The sequence below is a fragment of the Bacillus sp. FSL K6-2431 genome (genome assembly GCF_038005165.1).
In the GTDB taxonomy this organism is placed as follows: domain Bacteria; phylum Bacillota; class Bacilli; order Bacillales; family Bacillaceae; genus Bacillus; species Bacillus pumilus.
The window spans coordinates 1,136,558-1,160,087 of sequence record NZ_JBBOSQ010000001.1; the positions used below are offsets into that span (position 1 = coordinate 1,136,558).

23 protein-coding genes and 1 tRNA gene are annotated in these 23,530 nt (G+C 40.3%); 5 read left to right on the forward strand and 19 right to left on the reverse strand.

Annotation, left to right across the window (positions count from 1 at the left end; translation table 11 throughout):
- Positions 1 to 52: 52 nt before the first annotated feature.
- The gene (locus tag MHH40_RS05795) at positions 53 to 3,433 is read right to left on the reverse strand and encodes a CheR family methyltransferase (RefSeq protein ID WP_050945438.1); all 3,381 of its coding nucleotides are present in this window, start codon (positions 3,431 to 3,433) and stop codon (positions 53 to 55) included.
- Positions 3,434 to 3,577: 144 nt separating this feature from the next.
- Between MHH40_RS05795 and MHH40_RS05800 the strand changes: the two genes are divergently transcribed.
- The gene (locus MHH40_RS05800) at positions 3,578 to 4,222 is read left to right on the forward strand and encodes a spore coat protein (RefSeq protein ID WP_050945439.1); all 645 of its coding nucleotides are present in this window, start codon (positions 3,578 to 3,580) and stop codon (positions 4,220 to 4,222) included.
- Between the two features lie 29 nt (positions 4,223 to 4,251).
- Here the strand turns inward: MHH40_RS05800 and MHH40_RS05805 are convergent, their stop codons facing one another.
- Positions 4,252 to 5,127, reverse strand: a complete 876-nt coding sequence (locus MHH40_RS05805) for a hypothetical protein (protein ID WP_050945475.1) — start codon at positions 5,125 to 5,127, stop codon at positions 4,252 to 4,254.
- 156 nt (positions 5,128 to 5,283) lie between these two features.
- Positions 5,284 to 5,793: a YhcN/YlaJ family sporulation lipoprotein gene (locus tag MHH40_RS05810; RefSeq protein ID WP_003211812.1), complete on the reverse strand. Its 510-nt coding sequence runs from the start codon at positions 5,791 to 5,793 to the stop codon at positions 5,284 to 5,286.
- Positions 5,794 to 5,944: 151 nt separating this feature from the next.
- Between MHH40_RS05810 and MHH40_RS05815 the strand changes: the two genes are divergently transcribed.
- A complete protein-coding gene (locus tag MHH40_RS05815) occupies positions 5,945 to 6,343 on the forward strand; it encodes a hypothetical protein (RefSeq protein WP_050945440.1) in 399 nt (132 codons plus the stop codon).
- A gap of 34 nt (positions 6,344 to 6,377) precedes the next feature.
- Here the strand turns inward: MHH40_RS05815 and MHH40_RS05820 are convergent, their stop codons facing one another.
- A complete protein-coding gene (locus MHH40_RS05820; protein WP_003211455.1) occupies positions 6,378 to 6,758 on the reverse strand; it encodes a hypothetical protein in 381 nt (126 codons plus the stop codon).
- 98 nt (positions 6,759 to 6,856) lie between these two features.
- Between MHH40_RS05820 and MHH40_RS05825 the strand changes: the two genes are divergently transcribed.
- Both MHH40_RS05825 and cspB read left to right on the forward strand, forming a co-directional pair.
- On the forward strand, positions 6,857 to 7,942 hold the full coding sequence (locus MHH40_RS05825) for a GGDEF domain-containing protein (RefSeq protein ID WP_003211754.1): 1,086 nt from the start codon (positions 6,857 to 6,859) through the stop codon (positions 7,940 to 7,942).
- Positions 7,943 to 8,159: 217 nt separating this feature from the next.
- Positions 8,160 to 8,360: a cold shock-like protein CspB gene (gene cspB, locus MHH40_RS05830; RefSeq protein ID WP_003212277.1), complete on the forward strand. Its 201-nt coding sequence runs from the start codon at positions 8,160 to 8,162 to the stop codon at positions 8,358 to 8,360.
- Between the two features lie 112 nt (positions 8,361 to 8,472).
- Here cspB and MHH40_RS05835 read toward each other — a convergent pair whose 3' ends face one another.
- The 9 genes from MHH40_RS05835 to queG form a co-directional block, all read right to left on the reverse strand.
- Positions 8,473 to 8,832, reverse strand: coding sequence for a hypothetical protein (locus MHH40_RS05835; RefSeq protein ID WP_003211027.1), 360 nt, complete (start codon positions 8,830 to 8,832; stop codon positions 8,473 to 8,475).
- Positions 8,833 to 8,845: 13 nt separating this feature from the next.
- Entirely contained in the window at positions 8,846 to 9,370 is a 525-nt protein-coding gene (locus tag MHH40_RS05840; protein WP_003210946.1) for a flavodoxin family protein, read from the reverse strand.
- Between the two features lie 17 nt (positions 9,371 to 9,387).
- Positions 9,388 to 11,007, reverse strand: coding sequence for a DHA2 family efflux MFS transporter permease subunit (locus MHH40_RS05845; protein WP_050945441.1), 1,620 nt, complete (start codon positions 11,005 to 11,007; stop codon positions 9,388 to 9,390).
- Positions 11,008 to 11,046: 39 nt separating this feature from the next.
- Positions 11,047 to 11,679 carry an HlyD family efflux transporter periplasmic adaptor subunit gene (locus MHH40_RS05850; RefSeq protein ID WP_003211200.1) on the reverse strand — a complete coding sequence of 211 codons (633 nt, stop codon included), beginning with the start codon at positions 11,677 to 11,679 and terminating at the stop codon, positions 11,047 to 11,049.
- A 363-nt stretch (positions 11,680 to 12,042) separates the two neighbouring features.
- Positions 12,043 to 13,206, reverse strand: a complete 1,164-nt coding sequence (gene yhbH / locus MHH40_RS05855) for a sporulation protein YhbH (RefSeq protein WP_003211440.1) — start codon at positions 13,204 to 13,206, stop codon at positions 12,043 to 12,045.
- 139 nt (positions 13,207 to 13,345) lie between these two features.
- The gene (locus tag MHH40_RS05860; protein WP_003211752.1) at positions 13,346 to 15,241 is read right to left on the reverse strand and encodes a PrkA family serine protein kinase; all 1,896 of its coding nucleotides are present in this window, start codon (positions 15,239 to 15,241) and stop codon (positions 13,346 to 13,348) included.
- A gap of 518 nt (positions 15,242 to 15,759) precedes the next feature.
- The gene (trmL, locus tag MHH40_RS05865; RefSeq protein WP_003211950.1) at positions 15,760 to 16,233 is read right to left on the reverse strand and encodes a tRNA (uridine(34)/cytosine(34)/5-carboxymethylaminomethyluridine(34)-2'-O)-methyltransferase TrmL; all 474 of its coding nucleotides are present in this window, start codon (positions 16,231 to 16,233) and stop codon (positions 15,760 to 15,762) included.
- A 43-nt stretch (positions 16,234 to 16,276) separates the two neighbouring features.
- Complete coding sequence (locus tag MHH40_RS05870; RefSeq protein WP_050945442.1) at positions 16,277 to 17,179, reverse strand: amidase domain-containing protein; 903 nt, start codon at positions 17,177 to 17,179, stop codon at positions 16,277 to 16,279.
- 61 nt (positions 17,180 to 17,240) lie between these two features.
- Positions 17,241 to 18,389: a tRNA epoxyqueuosine(34) reductase QueG gene (queG, locus tag MHH40_RS05875; RefSeq protein WP_050945476.1), complete on the reverse strand. Its 1,149-nt coding sequence runs from the start codon at positions 18,387 to 18,389 to the stop codon at positions 17,241 to 17,243.
- A gap of 83 nt (positions 18,390 to 18,472) precedes the next feature.
- On the opposite strand from queG, the gene MHH40_RS05880 reads away from it, so the two are divergent.
- Entirely contained in the window at positions 18,473 to 19,069 is a 597-nt protein-coding gene (locus MHH40_RS05880) for a hypothetical protein (RefSeq protein WP_233421736.1), read from the forward strand.
- 99 nt (positions 19,070 to 19,168) lie between these two features.
- Here the strand turns inward: MHH40_RS05880 and MHH40_RS05885 are convergent.
- The 6 genes from MHH40_RS05885 to MHH40_RS05910 all read right to left on the reverse strand — a co-directional run bounded on the left by MHH40_RS05885 (position 19,169) and on the right by MHH40_RS05910 (position 23,465).
- Positions 19,169 to 19,242, reverse strand: a tRNA-Gly gene (locus tag MHH40_RS05885).
- Between the two features lie 127 nt (positions 19,243 to 19,369).
- Positions 19,370 to 20,026, reverse strand: a complete 657-nt coding sequence (locus tag MHH40_RS05890; RefSeq protein WP_050945443.1) for a hypothetical protein — start codon at positions 20,024 to 20,026, stop codon at positions 19,370 to 19,372.
- A gap of 81 nt (positions 20,027 to 20,107) precedes the next feature.
- On the reverse strand, positions 20,108 to 20,389 hold the full coding sequence (locus MHH40_RS05895) for a hypothetical protein (protein ID WP_050945444.1): 282 nt from the start codon (positions 20,387 to 20,389) through the stop codon (positions 20,108 to 20,110).
- Complete coding sequence (locus MHH40_RS05900) at positions 20,386 to 21,291, reverse strand: PqqD family protein (RefSeq protein ID WP_050945445.1); 906 nt, start codon at positions 21,289 to 21,291, stop codon at positions 20,386 to 20,388. The genes MHH40_RS05895 and MHH40_RS05900 overlap by 4 nt, the downstream gene beginning before the upstream one ends.
- The gene (locus tag MHH40_RS05905; protein WP_050945446.1) at positions 21,275 to 22,741 is read right to left on the reverse strand and encodes a hypothetical protein; all 1,467 of its coding nucleotides are present in this window, start codon (positions 22,739 to 22,741) and stop codon (positions 21,275 to 21,277) included. Before MHH40_RS05905 ends, MHH40_RS05900 begins: the two co-directional genes overlap by 17 nt.
- The gene (locus MHH40_RS05910; protein ID WP_050945447.1) at positions 22,719 to 23,465 is read right to left on the reverse strand and encodes an ABC transporter ATP-binding protein; all 747 of its coding nucleotides are present in this window, start codon (positions 23,463 to 23,465) and stop codon (positions 22,719 to 22,721) included. Before MHH40_RS05910 ends, MHH40_RS05905 begins: the two co-directional genes overlap by 23 nt.
- Positions 23,466 to 23,530: the final 65 nt, after the last annotated feature.

Consider the following 23,530-nt stretch of genomic DNA (forward strand, 5'->3'; position numbering starts at 1 on the left):
TGTACAAAGTAAATATTGATGTTGAATGGATTTCATGTAAAACTTGTCTTTTTTAACTCATCGGAAAGGTAATAATCACTCGTGTCCCCTCAAAGTTTTTGCTTTCAAAACGAATGGTGCCGCCATGGCTTTCAATGATTTTAATGGTCATCATTAAACCAAGACCTGTCCCCTTTTCTTTTGTTGTATAAAATGGTTCACCGAGTTTCCCTATTTCGTCCTCTGGTATTCCCTTTCCTTGGTCTTCAAAGATCAACATCATTTGCTGATCTTTCATGAGAGAGGTCACCTTGATGACGCCTGTCACACCATCCATCGCTTCTATTCCGTTTTTAAGGATGTTTAGGAAGACTTGTTTCAGTTCATTCGGAATGCCTTGAATGTTAGGGAGCGACGGAGACAGCTTTTTCTGAATGGACACGCCTTTTAAGACCGCCTGGGATTCAACGACCATGATCACTTCTTCGAGCAGAAGATTGACATGTACCGGTTCAAATTTCACCGATTTGCTTCTCGAAAGAACGAGGAATTCATTAATAATCGACTCGAGCCGATTAAACTCTGACATCATCACATCTGCATAATCTTTCTGATACTTCTTACTTTGAATCATCAGCTGTAAAAACCCTTTTAATGAGGTCAGCGGGTTCCGTATCTCATGAGCGATGCCTGCTGCAAGCTGCCCTACTGCTGACAGCATCTCAGATTTCATCAGCATCTTCTCTGACTGCTTTTGATTGGTGATATCCTCTGAAATCCGCATGACGGTTGACTGCATTTTGTCAGGGTCATCAATTCGGTGTAAAGAGACTCTCTCCCATCGTTCACGTCCAGATAAATCTTGAAAGTATAGTTCACCTGTCCAGCTGCCCTCTCTTAAACAAACCTTCCATTGTTTCTCTAAATCATCACATTGACATAGCGAATGATAGACAGAAAAAATATCTTTGCCGATCAGGTCATATTCATGCTGCTGGACAAACTGACAGAAACGCTGATTCACGCATTGGATGACACCTTCCTCAGTTGCCACAACAATATGAATATGGCTGTTATCAAGTGCCGTCACCGCTAGATGAAGCGACTGCTTGATTTTCGTTACTTCAGTCATTTTAATCCAGGTCATCACTGCTCCTTCACGTTCTTCATCGTAGATGGGTGTGATGTGAACGGTGAATTGCTCGCCTTCGTTCGTTTCAATTTCACGTTCGATCGCGCGCCTATCCGATATGACGGATTGGATATCATGATAGAGCGTTTCCTGCGTAAGCTTTTTAGCCATCGACTGAAAGGATTGCTGATGTCTGATTTTCGCAGAAGTAAATAAAGAGGCAGCTGTAGGAGTGTAATAGCGTATATTCATGTCCCTGTCCACAAACAGCGTTGCAAGCTCCGGCTTGACAGAGGGTTTGTACAGTTCTTCTCTTGTCACCCTCAAGTTGTTTATGATATTTATATAATGTTCGTGTTTTTTCTCAAACTCCTCTAATTGCGTGTGTTTTGCTTTTAATTGAGCCCTTGCCTCCTGCTCCTTTTGTTTGACTTCATTGAGTTCATTTTCCAAATCGACAATACGCTGTTGATAGACTGAATTCTGATCTGACATCCCTATGTCCCTGCCGTTCTTTTGATTTTTTCCTCTCTCATTCATTCGAATGAGAATGACGTAAACTCCCTTAAAACGGCGGTCAAAACTTTTCACGGTAAAATCTGCATATTGCTTGCTGCCTTTTTCCGAAATGAGAACATGTTGAAACACAACCTCTGTCTCGTCTGTCCAAACCTTTTGAAAGGTTTGACTGAGCATCTCTTTCATATAATCTGGTGTCACATATTCACATGATTGATCTGACACTTCTGTATGATCTAAAAAAGAATACGCACCCTTTGATACTGCCAGGATTTTGTCACTATCGTTGATGACCATACATGCATCATAATCCTTGCTTACTTCTTGCATATATTGTTCGGCTCGCGCTTTCAACTCGATATCACGAGCGTCTGGTGTCCAAGGGACATGTGGTTTTGAAACGTTTGAATGGGTGTAAATGTTCCATTTTTCATTGAACAAATGAAACAAACGAGGGATATTGGGTACAGTTTCATTTGGCCCTAATATCAACATCCCTTGATCTTTTAAAGCATATTGGAATCGGGACAATACTCGTTTTTGCACTTCAGGCTGGAAGTACATCAGAACATTTCGGCAACTGATAAAATCGAGGTGGATAAAAGGTGAATCGATCAATAAATTGTGAGGTGCAAAGACAATATGTTTTCTAAGCGACTGCTTCACAATAAAAGCGTCACCTTTCCTTTCGAAATATCGCGCCCGCCATTTTTCCGGCATCCTTGCCATAGACTCTACTGAGTAAAGACCTTTACTAGCTGTTTGAATGGCTTTCCGGTTGATATCTGTTGCAAATACTTGAAGTTCAATGGTCACTTGTCTTCGCTTCATTTCTTCTAAAAATAAGATCGTAAAAGAATACGCTTCCTCTCCTGTCGAACATCCTGCAATCCAAATACGGCATCGAGATTTCCCGTTTTTCACCGCATTTTCAATGATCGACGGAATGATCTGATGTTCACATACATGAAAAGCCTCCATATCTCTAAAAAAAGATGTCATGCCGCTTAGAAGCTGAGCGTGCAGAAGGTCAAGCTCATCTGGTTCTCTTTCTAATAAGTAGTCGTACTCTGCTAACAATGAAATCCGTTTTTTTGCAACATTCATTCGTTTTTGAATGACAGATAGCAGCCTTTTCTTTTGATAGGTTGAAAAAGCAATGCCTTTATACATTTCAAGACGTTCAATAATTCTCAGTAAAACAGGATCTGCCTCATCGAGATGCGGGACGTTGATGATATTTGCGATATATGCCGCAAGGGTTGAAGGGTCTTTGAATGTTTGTTGATACAAAGTGTCAAAACCACTTTCTTCCTCACTGCACGATAAAACTGTACCGCCCTGCTCAACCAACTGAAGCAAGCCACTTCCCACGCAATGACCTTTTTGAAAGAAAATCGCATATGCCTCCTCCTTTTGAACGCTGGCAAGAGACTGAAAAAGCAAGTCCACAGAGCAAGCCATGCACGCCGGCAGCTGCTCTGATAGGTGCAGCCGCTGATCTTCTGTTAACGTCACTACCGCATGCTGTGGACAAAAATAAATCGTCTTCTTCATGACTTTCTCACCATGTTTAATCGTTTTTGCCCGGTAGCCAATCGGTAAAACAAGTGCTTCCAAATCAGTTATACAATCGCCTGTCACATGATTTTGTACAACAATAAAAGAGGCATTTAGTTCATGTGGAAATGATTGAAAAAAAGCCTCAAGATGATGCTGTTCAAACGGCGAAACACCGATGCCAATCACTGGTGCCTGCACATGTTCGTCTTCTATCAAACGATTAATGATTTTGTCCTGCATCTGGTACCCCCATGTTCATTCGTCTGATACTTTTTTTCGACAAAAAGGAAGAAAACCCTCTAATTGTAAATAATGTTTTTTGCATGAAAGAAGGAAAACTTCCTCACATTAAAACAGAATGTATAAACAATAGGAGGAATCTCTATGCAAAACGATCAGCAGACAAACGTTCAAGGAAATGTCCAGCAGCCCCAATTCAATCATGGCGGGCATGAGTTATTTGATTTACATGAAGTATTAGCAGGGACCATTAATATTTTGGATCAATACATGATCTTTCGCCAATTCATCCAAGATCCCGCATTATCCGACATTTTAGATCGACAATATCAATTTGTATTGTCACAGTATAATGTCACGGTAGATTGTTTTTCTACTGGTCAAAAGCCTAGTGAAGAAACATCTACGTATATGATGAAAGAACAAACACAGGTGACATACGGGTTAAAACCATCTCAGCCTAAGAAGCCAAATCAATCGTTACAGGATGTAAAGGACTCGGGAATTACAGGGCATATGCTAGGTCTCGTGAAATCACATGCTGGATTACTTTCAATGACTGCACTAGAGGTAACAAACCCTGTGGTGCGACGTGTGCTTGCAGCGCAAATTCCGAACTTTATTGAAATGGCGTATGAAATTTTCTTATATCAAAATAAACATAGCTATTATCAAGTTCCGCAGCTTACAGCTCAAGATATGCAGGCGATGACGTCTACATTTGCCCCAATGAAGGGCCAAGTTCAAATGCCGCCAAACAAAGCCAATCAGCAAAAACCGCTTCATTAAACAAAAAACGGCCGACCTATATCCTCAGGTCAGCCGTTTTTTCTTTGATAACTCAGTTTAAATTGCTCTTCAAAATCTGCCAAACGTTGTCCTGTCGCTTGTTCAAAACCTCTATCAAAACGGCCAGTCTTCGCCGTTTCCTCCATAATCTCATGTATGACGTCTCGTCCATAAAGCTGCACGAGCTCATAAATCATATAGTAGCTTTGCACATAAACATCTGTCTCATACGTCATTCGGGAGTCCTGCCAATCTTGATCGGAATGAAGAAATTGAAAGGGAATGACGTCGAACCGTTCAGACGTGGCATTTAACACGTCATAGGCCGTCCATTCTGCTGTTCCCTCATGGAACCAAAGGGGAAAGATCACCGAAGACACTTCGTAAGAATGAACTTTTTCATAGAAAACAAAGTGAGCATATTCATGAATCAATAACGTGTTGAAAAAGTATAAAGGGAGTGTCTCTTTCTTCAATAATGCTTCCCGCTTATCTGGATATAACCCTATCATTTGATCATGATCGGAGTAAAAACCCGTAATATGCTTAATTCCTGCAAATTGCTCGATTGTCTCTTTATCATCAAAATAAATAATGTCTAAAGGTTTGTCAGTTTCAAAATGAAATACTGACGCTGTCCTCTTCTTTGCCTGATCCATGGCCTCAATTGTTAAATCAACAAAAGCGTCCTCTTCCTCTGCATAGTATATTCTAATATGTTCATAGACTTGCTTATTGAGTCCCTCCGTTAAAATCGTTTTAGGAGAAGACTGCTGCTCTAAATATTGTCCTGTCAGCTGAAACGCAACATAAATCAAGTATGCGGTGAAAGCATAAAAAATGAGACCTGCTGCTATCATTCCGCCTACAAGCTTTTTATGAATCAATGACGGCTTGGCTTTCATTTGCTCCCCACCTGAATTCATCCTGCAGCCTCTTTCTCTTTCTATGAAGAAACAAAGATCAACAAGAGGTGATATATTTTTTACTTTATGCAGTCAGGTGCGCAAGGTGCGGTTCCAAACAAAAAAGCCGCATATGACATACGGCTTTTGTCGTAGTTATTTTGATTCAGGGAAGACACGTCTGACCGTTTCAGTAAATTCATCGAAAAATCCTGAGATGGGCTCTCCGCTTCTAATACGTTTTCCGTACCCTTCCATACGATCGACAAAGTCTGGATTCGCAGATACATACACATTGTCGATTTGTTGATCCGTTGATTTGACTTTATCAGAAATTTTCTTTTTCAAATCTTCTGTTACATTACCGCTTTTATCGCCTTCAAGCATAACGGCAACAAATGCATTCTTTCCTGTAACAAGTACGTTCGCTGTTTTTACTTCAGACATGTTGGCTACTAGCTCTGACGCTTTATCTGCCACTTTGACCTTCTGAGGTGTTTGAACATCTGGCTGATCCTGCCTCATGTTGTCATTCTTATATGTGACATTTTCATACTGTCGTTTCATTGTTCCTCTTCGCTCATCGCCCTGGTTGTTCATACCACATCCAGTGGTGATCAATGCTGGAACGAGTAGTAAAGATAGCATCCATTTCTTATTCATCATTTATTCCCTCCTTTTGCTCTTAGGTTTTTCATCCAGTCGGCTTTTTATGCATACATCCTCTCTTTAAGCGAATTGAATTCATAATTCAGCTTTGTTTGGTCATCCTAAACATGATGAAGAAGAATCATCACGATCAAATGGAGGGATTCGTTTGTTTAAAAAAAGAAAAGGCATGAGCACTGGCGCAATGATCGCAGCATCTACAGCCATCATTGCATTATTTTCCCCAGTTTTACGAAGAAGACTGAAAAGCATGACGCAAATGAATATGTCTTCAATGATGAAGGGAAAAGATCAACAGCACCATGAATCGTCTCGACAAGAGTCACACGCACAGAAAGAATCAAAGGGCACTGCGGAAATCGGACAAATGATGAAGCAGGCATTCACTGCTGTACAGCCAAATCATACGAATCAGCACCAATCGACATCAAGAAACCATCAGCCAAGAGAATCTTATGCACAGTCTCTTCATATTGATGAAAGTGTCATGAATGTGATGGATGATGAATCAATCCAGCAAGTGATCAATGACATCGAGCACAAATAAGAAAACAGGAGCCTTTATGAATAGAGGCTCCTGTTTATTCTCCTGAAAAATGTTCTTTCATCATCACAGAGAAGAAAGGTAAAAAGGTGATTTCAACTGTTGTGATAAAATCGCCATAAGCTTCCACTATGATTAAAAGCTCTTTTTCGTATTGCTTGTCTTTTTTTATCTCTACATGTTGCACGGTTTTAAAATCATAAATGCCTAAAACAGATCCATCTTTTTTTCGAACAGCTTTTAACGTAAATTCTTGACTTCCAAGGTACATCGTGACAACGAAACGCTCGTCTTGATTCTCAAATCGAAATGTCAGGCTTTGATATTCAATAGGCATCCCTTTCTCGAACCTTTCATCAGGCTCCGTTTCAAAAAAAGAAAGCCAGTCCGTTTCATCTGGGAAGCGTTTTCCTCGCATATGTTTCGATCCCCTTATAAGTGAAATTTTTATTAATTATCCTTTTTCCCCTTTTCTTTTGCAACAAATTTTAGTAATTTTAAAAAGGTGATTTAATTTTGCTAAGAGACCTCTTTATTAATTTAACAATTCTTGTCACTTTTCATTATCTATTTCTGCTTGTGTTTAAAGAGAATTTTCTTAAGAAAGAAGATACCCTGCTCAGACAACTATTCAAAGGCATTCTTTCTGGGTTACTCGGTGTCCTCTTAATGTTCTTCTCTATCAAAGCAGGACCAGCCATCATCGATTTAAGACATATCCCCCTTATTTTAACGGCCTTTTATGGAGGCATCGCCCAAACCATCATTGCAGCCTGTGTTGTAATCATTGGTCGATTATTAATCGAAGCCAACGTCGCTTCTTTCATCAATATTTTTTCCATGATGATCATCGCAACAGCTTCTTTTTTAATTGCTGAGCGCCATATGAATCAAGTTATGAAAATGCTTTTGTCCATTACGTTAGGTAATGTCATTGCCACAAGCCTGTTTATCATGATCGTGCATGAGACATCATTTGAACTGCATTTTGCTTATTGGATGTTCTCATATGTTGCAGGACTGTTTAACTTTTACGTCATTGAGCATCAAACAAAAGCATATCAGCTGTTAAATTTGTATAAATTCCAAGCTCATTATGACTTTTTAACAGGTGTTTTAAATAAGCGGAAGTTCGATGAGGTCTTAAATGATGCTTTTTCGATGAAATTTAAGCAGCCTATCCATCAAATATCCCTTATTTACTTAGACATCGATTACTTCAAATCCATCAATGACCAATATGGACATCATGAGGGAGATATGGTTTTAAAAGAAATCGGAAAAAGGCTGATGAAAAACACAAGAAGCTCAGATTATATTGGCCGAATTGGCGGTGAGGAATTTGCCGTCCTTCTACCCAATTGTACAGTTGAAAAAACATGGCAGATTGCAGAACGCTTACGAAGAAAAATAGCAGATCAGCCGATTTATTTACAAAATGGCATGTCCATTCATATTACAGTATCACTTGGGTGTGCGTATTTCCCCGGGACAAGTCCAAATATCAAGCAATTACCGATTATAGCTGACCAAGAGCTCTATAAAGCGAAGCAGTCTGGCCGAAATCAAGTGAGCTTCTCAGGGAGAAAAAGAGGCCAATGAACATAGGCTTTTTCCTCAATTTGTTAGCGCTAATTATTTTTAAAAAAGTTTTTGGATAACAGTTGTTTTTTCCCGCAAACACTGGTAAAGTAAAGGTAATTATTTTTGTTCGTATCATCTTTAAGAAGAAAGTTTTGAAAGAGTTTTCGTCTTTGAAGTTTGTGTAAGAGCAAGAATAGTGAATTTAAGCGTTAAGATCGCTTTAGGAGGAAATTTCATGTTAGAAGGTAAAGTAAAATGGTTCAACTCTGAAAAAGGTTTCGGATTCATCGAAGTAGAAGGTCAAGACGATGTATTCGTTCACTTCTCTGCTATCCAAGGCGAAGGCTTCAAAACTTTAGAAGAAGGTCAAGCAGTTTCTTTCGAAATCGTTGAAGGTAACCGTGGACCACAAGCTGCTAACGTTAACAAAGCGTAATTTAAGAGCATCTGCTCTTTAGCACTTTATAGAGTGAAGGAAAACCGCCCGGCTTCTGCCGGCGGTTTTTTTGTGCTATAAAAAAAGAGAACCTGACGAGAGGTTCTCTTTTTTATTTGTCGTTCTGCTTTAGCTTCTGCAAAGCAGAACGATACATATCATCATTCATTTTAGTTTCTGGCTCTTCTTCTTTGACAGGTGGTTCTGGCTGCTTAAACTTTTGAAGCGCCTGTCTATAGAAATCATCACCAGACACTCGTTCATCCGTTTGAGAAGGCGTTGACGCTTCCTCTTCTACTTCAGGCTCTACAGGTCTCGCCGCAACTTCTGACTCGCTACGGGGCACGTCAGGCTGATTGGGCACATCTTCATTGATCTCTTTCTTCTCGACCGAAGCGTGTCTGACATTGAATGCTACTAATCCGATAATGACTAGAACAGCAGCTACTAACGCTACAATAATCGTCGCCAAAAGAACCCTCTCCTTATCGCTTAAATGACGCAGTGACTGATGCTACACGTCTTCCTAATGCTTTCCCGAGTTCAATGCCTTCTGTCGAAATCACTTCATCAGAATCAATCGGACATGTCACACCTGCTCCATAGTAAGAGCCGTATAAAGCATTTTCTGGCACATTTCCAGGAAGACCAACGACAAGCATCCCTTGGTGGAACATTGGTGTAATCAAATTATGCATCGTCATTTCTAAACCGCCGTGCGTTGTAGCAGTTGTACAGAAAACGGCACCGACTTTATCGATTAGTTTTCCCTCTGCCCATAGGTAGCCAAGACGGTCAATCCATGTCTTTAATCCAGCACTAATGGTCCCAAAGTGACCAGGGCAGCCCCAAATGATCGCATCCATTTGATCCAGCTTGCGAATATCCGCATCTTTCACGTGATCAACGAATACTTCAGCCTGCTCTGTTTCACCTGCGCCTGCTGCAATTGCTTCTGCCAGTGCTTTTGTATGGTTACCTTCACTATCGTATACGACATAAATTTTCATGTACGGTCCCTCCACACTTATCTTGCATCTTGGTTTGCTTCCTTAGGTGCTGGAAGCAGTGTTATTTCTTGTTTTTTATGCTGCTGATCTTTTCGCTTTTTATCCTTACGTACATCACGCAGGAACAAGCTAAGAATGACACCAGCGGCACAGAATAACGTTACCCACATGTAAGCATCATTGATACCCATTACGTTTGAATCAACCTGTGCTTTCGTAAAGAGCTGGGTGGATACATATTTTTGAGCAGCTTCAGCTGTCATGCCCATATGATGCATCACATTCGACACAGCCGCCTGGAATGAATTCATAAAGAATGGGTCCGCTGTATTTGTTTGATCCGCCATATTGGAATAATGGAATGTTGTCCGATTCGTATAAATCGTTGTGATCAAACTCGTACCGATCGAACCGCTTATTTGTCTTAATGTATTAGACATCGCTGTACCATGGCTGTTTAAGTGCTGTGGTAATTGGTTCATCCCAGCTGTCATCACCGGCATCATAAGGAGTGACATACCGAATGCACGCACTGCATACATGAGTACAATGTGACTATATGATGTATCAATGGTCAGCCTTGTAAACTCGAATGTGGTGACAACGGTAATGAGCATCCCCACAATCGCAAGCGGACGAGGTCCAAATTTATCAAACAAAATCCCTGAAATCGGGGACATAATCAGCATCGCAAGTGCCCCCGGAAGCATTAATAGCCCGGATTGCAATGCCGTAAATCCAACGAGGTTCTGCAGATAAATCGGAAGTAAGAACATCCCAGTGTATAAGGCAACTGTAATAATAATATTAATAACACTTGATAATGAGAAAATGCTGTATTTAAACACACGGAAATCAAGCATCGGATTATCAACTTTCAGCTGTTGGAAAATAAAGAGAATGATCGCAATCGCACCAACAATAATCGTCGATAAGACGATCGGATCTGTCCAGCCATCACTTCCGGCTTCACTCACTCCGTATAGAAGTGAAGCAAAACCAACGATGGAAAGAATCGCACCAAGGCCGTCCAGCTTGATCTTTTTAGGCTCTACAATATTTCTAAACATAAAGAAAGCCGCGATAATGACAATTGCTCCGATTGGAACAAGTCCATAAAACATAATACGCCAAGAATAATGTTCAATAATGTAACCAGATAATGTTGGTCCTACCGCTGGAGCAAACATCATTGCAAGACCGAAAATCCCCATTCCTTTCCCTCTGTTTTCAGGAGGGAAAATAAAAAGGATTGTTGTCATCACAAGCGGCTGCAGAATACCGCCGCCGATTGCCTGAATCAAACGACCGATAAGCATCGTTGAAAAGTTCGGCGCAATCCCGCAAATAAAGGTCCCTAGTGTAAACGAGATCATGGCAACTAAGAATAAGCTGCGCTGTCCAAAGCGTGTGATTAAAAACGCAGATAACGGAATCAGCACACCGTTGACAAGCATATAACCTGTTGTAAGCCACTGAATCGTCGTTGCACTCACATTAAATTCAGTCATTAAATGGGGCATGGCTACGTTCAGAAGAGTTTGGTTCAAAATCGCTACGAACAAGCCGGCCATTAAAATGATCAGTAAAGACAAGGAGCCTGCTCCCTGTTTTGTTGCTGCAGGTTGATTTGCCATCTCAGACAACCTCCTTTCATTTTTTGATATCAATCATCATTAAGATGAAATTTTGACAGAAGCATTCATACCAGGAAGTACTTTGTCTGATGGATTTTTAATTGAAATTTTCACTGCTACTTTTTGTGTGACTTTTGTATAGTTACCACTTGAATTTGTTGCTGGCAGCATGCTGAATGTTGAGTTTGTCGCATAACCAATTTGTTCAACTGTTCCTTCAAATGTTGTATCAGGATCACCATCTACGACGATGTCAACTTTGTCGCCTTTTTCAATGTTTTTAATATCTGTTTCTTTGATATTGGCTGTGATGTAAAGCTTGCTTAAATCAATCGTTTCACCAAGAACTGTACCAGGCTGCACTTGTTGATTGTTTTGTACTTCTTTTTTGACTAATGTGCCATCAGCCACTGATTTAATGTTTGTTTTTGTTTCTCCTTCAACTTTTGCAACTGTGCTGTCTTTTTGCACTTCGTCACCTTCATTGATATCCCAGCCTTTGATTTGTCCAGCTGCTGGTGCTGTGATTTGATACATGTCACCTGTCACTTTCGCCTCGTCAGTTTTGACAAAATTTGTGCTTTCGTAGTAGTAATAAGCACCTCCGGCAATAATGGCAAGAATTACAATAAGGCCAATAATGTTCGTTAGCAATAAACGCCCTCTGTTCATGTTTTGTTTCTCCTTTCATGTATAAAAATATAGTGTCATCTGCTTTAGCAAACTTAGAATGCCCATCATCTGACAGAATATGAAGCAAGCTCATAAAACTGTTATATCTCCTTCATCTTCCCCGCATGAATAATGGTGTGCAGCCCATTTATACTTATTGTTCACTCATGAGCAAAGAGTAGAAAAAGAAGAAAAGACGATCGGCATCTTTTTTGAAAAACTTATATTTAACAAGATTAAATATTAATAAATGAAAATTGAAATGTCAAAGAGAAAGTTTTACTTTTTTTCTGGTGATCCCTTCCTTCTCCATACAAAAAACCCTTCAGCCCTTATGCTGAAAGGTTTTTTCAAATGTGCTATTTACGAAAGAACTTCTTCCTGCTGAAAAAATTTTTTTAGGGCGAGAAAAACATCTGATTTTTGCTTCAAAATATAATGCTTAAATTTCTCATCCTGTATATGCTTATATGCTGACATTAATGTAGAATGCCGGTTGTATTGATTCACTTCACCATAACAGAATAAATTGGCTTTTTTCATAATTTCAGAAACTAGCTTTACGCACCGTGCATTGTCTGAGGTCAGATTGTCTCCATCAGAAAAATGAAAAGGATAAATATTATATCGCGATGGTGGATAACGTTCGTCTATGAGCTCTAGTGCTTTTCGATAGACAGAGGAGCAAATCGTCCCCCCGCTCTCACCGCGCGAGAAGAAATGCTCTTCATCCACAACCTTCGCCTCTGTATGATGGGCAATAAATTCAATATCGACCGTCTCATACTTTGTCCGTAAGAAACGTGTCATCCAAAAGAAAAAACTTCTCGCCATATATTTTTCCCAAAGTCCCATACTTCCGCTCGTATCCATCATTGCCAAAACGACGGCTTTCGACTCTGGTTTGGTCACTTCATTCCACGTCTTATATTTGATATCCTCTGGGTAGATTGGATAAAAGGAAGGACTGCCTGTCATTGCATTTCGTTTAAATGCTGAGAGCATCGTTCGTTTTTTATGAATATTCCCTGTTAACCCGGTTTTGCGAATATCGTTAAACTCAATTTGCTCGACAATAATGTCGTCAAGCTCCTTTTGTTTAAGGTTTGGTAGCTCTAATTCCCGAAACAGCGCTTCCTCAAGATCCATTAATGAGACCTCTGCTTCGTAATAATCCTCTCCAGCCTGATCTCCTGCGCTCTGCCCCTTTCCTTGCCCTTGCTTACTGTCTGATCCATCACGTGCGACAATATCGCCTACCTCGCTATCTCCATCACCTTGACCCACATGCTTATTTTTATCGTAGTTGTACCGAATTTTATATTCATCTAACGAACGAATTGGAATTTTCACAACATCTTTTCCGTTAGACATGATAATGCTTTCTTCTGTGACAAGATCCGGCAAATTGTTTTTAATCGCTTCTTTGACCTTTTTCTGATGACGCTGCTGGTCGTCATAGCCTTTTCGATGGAGGGACCAGTCTTCCTGAGATACAATAAACTGACTTTTTTCTTGCCGGGACATCCATCCCCCTCCTCACCTGTTTGCACAATTCTTATAACCACCGATTCCTTTATCTTATGCTGCTCGTCACCCAAGTTGACGGTCATTTCTAAAAAAGACATTACCGGTGCAGGTGCGCCAATAATGCCTCCTTCCTTTATTAACGATTAAGAAGACTGCCTACATATTTTAAAAGTTCATTTGCACTTGTTGAATTATAGCCATGTTCATCAATTAATCTAGCCACTACTTCATTCACTTTCTTCAGCTGCTGTTCATCCGGTGTCTTCGTTGACGTCGTGATTTTCACCACATCTTTTAAATCAGCAAACAGCTTCTTCTGAATCGCCTCACGCAATCTCTCATGAGAATTATAATCAAAGCGTTTGCCCTTTCTCGCATAAGCCGAAATACGAATCAGAATTTCTTCTCTAAATGCCTTTTTCGCATTTTCAGAAATTCCGATCTGCTCTTCAATTGAACGCATAAGCTTTTCATCAGGATTCATTTCTTCACCGGTTAACGGATCACGCAGCTTGTTTTTGTTGCAATAGGCCTCGACATTATCTAAGTAATTATCCATCAGTGTTTTCGCAGACTCCTCATAGGAATACACAAATGCCTTTTGTACTTCCTTCTTGGCAATATCGTCGTACTCTTTTCGCGCAACAGAAATAAAATTCAAATAGCGCTCCCGGTCCTCGCTTGAGATAGACGGATGCTGATCGAGTCCTTCTTTTAACGAACGAAGAACATCCAGCGCATTGATCGACTCCATATTCTTCCGGATGATAGTGGAGGAAATGCGGTTAATCACATATCGCGGATCAATTCCGCTCATCCCTTCATCATGAAATTCCTTTTTCATCTCATCAATATCAGCAGATTGGAAGCCTTCGACACTTTCTCCGTCATACAGACGCATTTTTTTCACCAAATCAATATCAGAACGCTTCGGCTCTTTGAGTCTTGTCAAAATGGAGAACATCGCTGCTACTTTCAGCGTATGCGGGGCAATATGCACATCAGAAACATCACTTTCTGAAATCATTTTATGATAAATGCGTTCCTCCTCTGTCACCTTCAAGTTATAAGGAATCGGCATCACAATAATTCTTGAATGCAAGGCCTCGTTCTTTTTATTTGAAATAAACGACCGGTACTCGGTTTCATTCGTATGAGCAACGATCAATTCATCTGCACTAATCAAGGCAAAACGGCCTGCTTTAAAATTTCCTTCCTGCGTTAATGACAGAAGATGCCATAGAAACTTCTCATCACACTTTAACATCTCCTGAAACTCCATCATCCCTCGGTTTGCTTTATTGAGTTCTCCATCAAAGCGGTAGGCCCTTGGATCTGACTCTGAGCCAAATTCAGCAATGGTTGAAAAATCGATGCTTCCTGTTAAATCAGCAATGTCCTGAGATTTCGGATCAGACGGACTAAAGGTACCAATACCGGTCCGTTTATCCTCTGAGAAGAAGATCCGTTCAACCCTTACATCCTCAATTCGTCCGCCATATTCCTCTTCCAGCCTCATCATATTCAGAGGAGACAAATTCCCCTGCACACGAATGCCATATTCTCTATAAAAATCCTCCCGCAGATTTTGCGGAATAAGATGAAGCGGATCTTCATGCATCGGGCAGCCTTTGATCGCATAGACTGCGCCATGATCTGTCAGTGAATATTCCTCTAGTCCTCTTTTCAGCCTAGTAACAAGCGTAGATTTCCCCCCGCTCACTGGTCCCATCAATAACAAAATACGCTTCCTCACATCGAGGCGCTTGGCAGCAGGGTGAAAGTATTCCTCCACTAATCTTTCCAATGATTCCTCTAATCCAAAAAGCTCCTGATCAAAAAATTTGTACGTTCTGACCCCATTCTCCTCTTCAATCCCGCTGTCTTTAATCATATGATAAACGCGAGAATGAGCAGATTGAGCGACAAGTGGATTTTCCTTTATAATGTCTAAATACTCGCCAAATGTGCCTTCCCATTTAAGACGCTGCTCTTCTTCTCTGTGCTGTTCAATTTTCTTTAAAATATCCATATGAACCTCCTCTTTCAAGATTGAAGCAAGTAATCAGATACTGTTTTACAATCTATGCGGAGGCGTCCTATTACATGCTTTCGTTCTTCAAAATGACGAATTGGCAAACTGAATTGACAACCATCCGCAAGACCCTTCATAATAAAGGAAAAACAGGAGAAAAATGATCTTCTTCTCCTGCTTTTCAAGGCGAACTTCACATCATATGAAACAGGCAGCGATAGAAACAAAGGGATAAGGGGGAGCTTATATGAGAACGGTCATTATGATGGGCGTCATCATTACGTTTTTAGTATCCATTTTCACAGCTGGCTACGAAGGCAAGCCTGGTAAATGAAAAAAAGGATGTTCCATGAGCGGAACATCCTTTTTTCATTTAGTTCGTTGTTTTTAGCACTTGCATATTCACTGTGCTTCGATTTTTTCAATATGTCAAAAAATAGACTGAACAAATCATATTTTGTTCCTTATCTCATATAAAAAAAGCCGAGATTGGTATCCCAGCTTTCTTCTTGACCTTATATCAGATCTCGATATTGCTGCTGTCGAAGTGCCTCATACACAAGAATTGCTGCCGTATTCGATAGATTCAGAGAACGAACATGTTCTGTCATCGGTAAACGAAGGCAGCGGTCCATATTCCGCTCGATCAAATCTTTCGGCAATCCACTTGTCTCTCTGCCAAAAACGAAGAAGTAATCTTCATCTAACTGAGAGTAATCAAATGTCGTATGCGGCTTTTGGCCAAATTTTGTGATATAGAAGAATTGTCCCTTCGGATGAGCCTCAAACAATTCATCAAGCGAGTCATGATAGACGACATTGGCATATTTCCAATAATCGAGTCCTGCACGCTTCAGCATTTTATCATCTGTCGAAAAACCAAGCGGACGAATCAGATGAAGGGTTGTATTTGTTGCTGCACATGTACGCGCAATATTTCCAGTATTAGCTGGAATCTCTGGTTGATATAAAACGACATGAAGTCCCAAAAAAGTTCACCTCTAATTTTCTTTTCCGCTCAACATTATACCATTAACTATCCTTCGCGGCATCGTCCAAAATGTGAAAAAACGTATAACGAATAGCTGGTGTATAGGCGGTCGAATCCTCATACGACCAATAACGCATTCGGCTGTCATATGTCTGAGCATTCACAAGAGGCATTCCGCCTTTATCGTGATCGACGACAATGGTTGTATGATTATACCTGCCATCTCCCTCAAAATCGTAGCAAATGACATCACCAATTTGAAGCTCCTGCGCTTCCTTGAGTTTCTTTGCTCTTAAACCCGCTTTCGAATTCGCTAAATAATTTTTCATCGAATGAGCCACCGTCCAGCTATAGCTCCACGTGTGCGACCGCACCCACCAGCCAGATCCGCGGTTCGGATACCCTCTCGTTGGCGCATTCCCTGCCTTCAAGCATTGTGAAATAAAATTTGTGCAGTTATCTTCGAAGTTTTTATAGGCGGGATTTCGTTTATTCCAGTACGTCTCCGCATATTGTACGGCTGCCCGCCGGTCATAGTGAAAGGCTCTCCCAAACTGTTCTTCTGTCTGAAAGCGCTCATCCACCTGCTCTTCCATTTGCCGCTTTTCTAACATTATCCGATCTTTCACAAGCATGTCGTTGTAAAGGAACGCTTCTCTTTTTTCTACTTGTTCCTCTAAATAAAAAGAATCGTCTACATCCTTGCATACATAAGTGAGATGAGCAAGATACTGCACATGCTGAGCCCCATCATCCTGAATCGTTGAATCTAGGAGTGTTGCTTTCGCCTTCGCCTTGACAATCTCCACCTGTCTTCTAGCAAAAAGCTCTTTTTTCCGTTCGACTGCTTCCACATCAGACATGAGCTGCGGCTGTTTGATTGCACTTCCATTTAATAAATAACCAAGCCTGTCTTCTAATGTTTGCTCTAATAATTGTTTCACACAGACACCGCCAAACTTTTTTTAAAATCTCTGTTTGGTTCATTCTATGTTCACAGAGATGTTATTTAGTATTTAAAGGTGTCTGTAAAAACTCAATCCCTTTGATGATTTCTTGCTTCGCTTCCTCATCACTTTCCCGCTCAAGGGCTTTTTCCAGCTCTGGGAGCAGCTGCTCATCGCCAATTTTCCCTATTGCCCAAGCAGCCGTGCCTCGAATAACAGGCCTTGGATCCTTGTGCATCAAATCAATCAACACGGGTAAGGCAGATGTATCTTTAAAGTGAGCAAGTGCCAAAATCGCATTTCGCTGAATTGGCTTTTTCCCCCGCCATGAACCTGAAACATGACCGTATTTTTCCTTAAACTCACGATTACTGATCGTAAGAAGCGGCTTTAAGAGCGGCTTCGCAATTTCAGGGTCCGGCTCCATTTCAGGATGCAGGTGAAAGTCCTTCCCTTTATTGATCGGGCAGACAATTTGGCACGTATCACACCCGTACAATCGATTTCCTATTTTCGAACGAAATTCGTCAGGCAAAAATCCTTTCGTTTGCGTTAAAAAGGAAATACATCGCTGGGAATTCAGCTGTCCTGGATTTACAAGTGCACCAGTTGGACACGAATCAACACATTTATTACACGTTCCGCACTGGTCTTCAATTTTTTCATCCGGTTCAAATGGGACATTTGTGATCATTTCAGCCAAATACACGTAAGACCCAAACTCTGGCGTGATAATCATACAGTTCTTCGCACTAAAACCTATGCCAGCACGTTCCGCTACTGCACGATCGGACAGCTCCCCTGTATCCACCATTGATTTTGTTCGTATATCGACATGTTTGCTTCGCAAGAATTCCTCGAGCATATCGAGCTTTTTTTTCAGCACAACATGATAGTCTGTTCCCCAAGAAGCACGGCAAAAGATCCCTCTTCTTGCATCCTTTGTACTTCGAGGAGCATCTTTCATTTTGGAAGGATACGCGAGCGCTATCGCAACAATTGATTTGGCCTTCGGAAGCAGCAAAGAAGGGTTTGTTCGTTTTTCGATATCAGGCTCTTCAAAGCCTGACAAATACCCTAACGATTCATGTAAGATGAGGCGATCTTTTAATGAATCAAATGTATCAGCACTTGCAAATCGGATTTTATCGACACCAATTTCTTTCGCATATTGAATCAATTCTTCTTTTAATTCTCCAACATGAATCACCTTGCAAACCTCCTTTCTTTGTTTCTTCTGTTGTTTTCAGTATAATACGAGTGTATCATGACCGATTGGAGTGAGTCACTGTGAAGATACATATGGAAATTTCTCATCCTGACAACCCGTCTATCCATGTTGGACAGATTGAATATTCGCATATTGAAGTTGGCACATCCCCTCAAATGTTAAAAGGCCGGCTACGCCTGTTTCAAGAATCTTTATTCTTTGAATACGAAGATAAAGTCTTAGAAGAAGTACCAGCAATCAAAGAATGGACGGACCTTTTAAAAGACGTTCCTTTCCTGCCAATTCTTGCTGATATCCAAAAGGAACAATTTATTGACTCGACCAATTCCGTACAGGATTTGTCGATCTTTTTCTCTTTAAAATATTTCTTGCCTATCCTGACATTCGATGCTGATCGCATAGAAGAGCCGCTTTCACTAGCAAAACATGAGAGTGGTTACATTGAATGGCAGGACAACGCAGGACTTAAGGGATTATTTTCTCAACCAAGTAAAGCACACATTTCTCAAGACACAAAAAACATTGTGCAAATCATTCTGTTTCCGCCATCTATTTCCCGGGAAAAGAGTGAAGCTCTCATCCAATCCTTGACGAAGATGTTTGTACAAATACATGGTGGAGAAAGTAAATATGAACTTATTGAAAAAGCACTGTAGCTTGACAGTGCTTTTTCACATTATACTGACATAATAAAAAACGCAACACTTCGTTTATCTAAGAAACGAAATACTGCGTTATTAACAAAAATTATGTATTGGAGCGGGTGATGAGAATCGAACTCACGACATCAGCTTGGAAGGCTGAGGTTTTACCACTAAACTACACCCGCATCAATTTTTCAAAAGCAACGTCATCGCGTTGACCTTTATTATGTTACAACTTCCTAAACAATTCGTCAAGAGAATATGAAGATTTTTCGTCAAAAAACTTCATATTCTCCGTATATATTACGATAGTTATTTATCGAGCTGAATATAAAATAAGTAGGCATGTGACTTATTCTTCAGCGCTTGCTTAGGATTTTTCTCAATCTCTTCAAGCATCGGTGAATTTCCGTCTTTCCCCATTGCCGCTGTATACGCAATCAGTGCCTTTCCTCCAGAAGAGACTTTGACAGTTTCAGATTGTGCAGAAAAAACATAGTCACTTATCTTGAACGGAAAGCTTGCTGTTGCTTTCGTCATTCCCTCGTTCTTGTTGTCTGACCACATACTAAATTGTGATTCATATGTATCTTTCTCATGCCTTAATTGTAAGAGCACATTCATCGTTTGGTCGGTTCCATCCTGATGTAAAGTAAAGGTGGCAGATGACGCTTCCTTATTAGCTAATCGCCCATTTTTATAATGACTCCCGATAAACGTAATACTCTTATCCTTCTTCGTTAATCCTTTTAATGTTAAAGCCACCATTTCATTAGTAGTTGATGCTTCTAGTAAGTTTTTTTCTTTTTTTGTCAGTTTCATTTGTTCGATGGTTACTTGCTTCTTAGTAGCAGACTCCGTGTTTATTGTCGATACCGTCTTCTCGGTTTGCGTGGTTTCTTCAGCCTTCTCGCCGCATCCTGCTAATAGAAAAACAGTGAATATAAGAACACTCCATTTTTTTAACATTGAGATCCCCTTTGATGTTTTTTATTTTCTATTATACTAAAATTTGGTTGGACATACAAAAAAAAGATTAGGAGAATTCTCCTAACCTTTCGCTTTTTTCTGCTTCATGGCTGATAAGATAGCCACAATGAGAAAACTCGCGGCAAAAATCACAATCATATAAATAAAAAAGTTTGGCTTGATTTGAAAAGTAAATGCGGATGAACCTTCCATCTCAAAAGCGAGACTGTTAAATAATAAAGCATCATTCGTTTTTGATTGAAATAAATGATAGAACAATACACCGATTGTCAGCATCGGAAAGCCTAAAAACCCCAGAAAACCACCAACAATAGCACCTTGTTTCATCGCCTGTACGTTCATGATCGTTGTCCTCCCATTCCCCCAAGCAATAGCTGCTTCATAATGGATTTACCATCCCCCATAAACGGAAGAAGATAGAGTAATTGAATAAAATACGTGATTGAAAAAATAAAGAAACCTGTTGAAATTGGATTTTCTTTTAGACATAATACGGTCACAATGATCCCTGCTGCTCCGATCACACCTGGGACAAGCGGCCCAAGCAGGGTAATCCATACCTGCTTTTTCTGAAACGGATCTAATACTGGTCTTACAAATTTCACAGACATCATATCACTCGCAAAAAAGCCTTGTGGACCATCCCTTCCCGCAAATTTTCGATGAGCATAGCCGTGTGCTGCCTCATGTAATGCGGTCCCGGTAATTAATCCAAAATATATAATTGTAAAATAAATCGCAATGGCTGCAATCGACCGGTCAGGAATGAATAAAAAAGCGATCCCTGCCATGACCATAAAAAGCATCCAGAAAAAGATGATTTTACGCGTCACCATGAGTAATGCTGTCCCAAAAATATGAAAGAACGAGTGACCAGTGCAATCAAATCGTTCCTTCATTTTCACTTGATACTGCTTGAAAAATTGACAGCAGGCTGTCACAATTCGATATGGTGATTGATAATGAATAGACAGTAAGTGGTGCTGATTCAACCCCATTATCAGTTGATAAAAGTCACGAGAAATCACAGACTCATCGACCTGAAACAAATCGGCGAGCTCTGCGGTAATACTCGCTTCTGTCCTTTTGCCATCTACTTTCGTTAACATATGATAGGCACTTTCATTAATCGGGAGTGTGCTTCCATACTGCGTATCCGTGAGATGTCTCTTTTGTAAGGTCACATACGGCGCAAGTGCCGGTACCCGCTCAATCTTTAGCTTATTTTTAAGAAGTTGAATCATGTGAATACCTCCATGAAAAACCTTTGTATATGGCAAAGATGAGCAGACCTTCAAATGCAGCTACAAGCAGCCACTGAAGTGTTTGACTCGACTCCCCTATGACATAGTTTCCAATAAAAACAATCGGAATCATGAGTAAAATAAGTGCTCCAAATGAAAAAATGCCTGTGTAAGGATTGTTCCGATCAAGCGGAAGTAAAATACCTACCACATAAAAGAGCGCAGTGGCATTGCATAAGACAGCGGCCCCAATCAATACGTTCCAAACCTGATCAGGAAGCGTCAGCGTTGTCAGCATGAAGATTGCAATTTGCAGTACACCAACAAGCAAAAGCCCGATAAACTTATACAGAGCCACTTCCCACGATCTTAGACCAAATGTTTTGTACATCCCCAGCATTCGTTTATCATTGCCAAATGAATTGAAGGCGGTTAATCCAGCAAGAGCACAGAGAACAAAAAATGCTTCTTCTTCAAAACGGAATCCAAATTGATAACGGACGAATAAGATCACAATGAGGAGAATGAGAAAGTTTAAAATGTTTTCTTCATTTCGCACCTGTGATTTCATTTCCTTTACAATAAGTGACCATTTTTTTGAAGAAGAGAACGGCAGTTTGTTTAAGAAGGTTAACGCTTTTTTCTCTGCCATAATCGGCATCATCGCAAGGGAAAGAAATGCACCGCTCGCCGATAAAAGGATAAACAGAATCAAAATTGCATAGTTTACCCCTTCAGGAGACATTCCTTGAGCCGCTAAGAAAAACGGTGCTGTAAAATACATCAAATGATAATCAAACTGTATATATGATTGCTGAATTTGACTGATATCAAAATGCGTCATTCCATACGCTACAACCAGTGCTAATAAAACAAAGATCGCTGCAAATTTTTGCAACGGTAATTTTAATTTCAGAATGACCAAATACGTCATATTATAAATGAGTTGCAAAAGCATTAAGACAAAAAGCGATTGCAAAATCACCATCAAAAAGAACGTAAAGATAAAGAAAATACCTATTCCCTGGGCAATAAAATTAGGTAAAAGCAGAATACCGATAAAAAATAAAACAAGTCCTGCCACCACTGTCACCATCGGAATAAAGTAACCAAGGCTTTTCTGAAAGGTAGAAAGCGGGAACCAGCTGAGCTGCATAGAAAAACGGTCTTGCTCTGGCGTTCTGACCTTGATCAAAATGAATAACAGGCTAGTAAAGATGGATGCATTGATCGCCATTGACACAACGAGTAATCCTAGTGAGCGCTCATCGCCATTTAAGAAAGCCTTCATAAAGACACCCGTAAAACTGTATCCGATGATGGCGCCCATTGTGACGGCAAATAAAAAGAATAAGATCACAATGATCCGCTTCGTCTGAGTATCAAAGAGCTTATACATCTCCTGCTGCCACATTTTAAGCATCATTCTAGAAATGATTAATGATTTCATCAAAATGTGCACCCCTATCACTTAACATTGAAGCTTTCAGAAACACCTGTTCCAATGTGCTTGATTGATACTTCTCTTTTAAGGCTGAGACCGTTCCTTCATCCATTTTATTTCCCTTAGAAATAATGGCGATTTTGTGGCACAGCTCTTCCGCTGAAAGCATATCATGCGTTGAAAGCAAGATCGCACCATGGTGCTCGGCATAACGCTTCATCAGTTTCTTTGTGTTTATAACCGCTTCAATATCAAGTCCTCTAAAGGGCTCATCCATGATCACCAATTGACTATCAAGCATAAAGGCGGCAATCAGCTGTGTCTTTTTTTTCATACCATGTGAATAGGTTTCAATCGGTCTTGATAAAGCCGAGTCCATATCAAACAGTTCAATTAGTTGATTTCTTCTATGAATTGTTTTACATTCATACATAGAAGAAACAAAATCTAAATATTCAGCCCCAGTCAATGCTTCAGGGAGCAGCAGATCATCTGGAACATAGGCTACTTGTTTTTTAAAGGATGGTTCGTCATTTGTGACATCCTGCAACAGAATCGTTCCTTCTGTATGCTTAATGATGCCGAGTATACAGTTAATCATCGTTGTTTTACCAGAACCATTCGGTCCAGCAACAGCAACGATTTGATGAGGGTCGATTTTTAAATGAAAATCATTGACAGCAGTCACGTTATTTTTATACGTCTTGGTTAATTTCTCGATCGTAAACATATAACCTCCAAGTGTCTGCATATTCTTTAAAAACAGATCAGGCTAAACCGCCCGCCACAGACGGT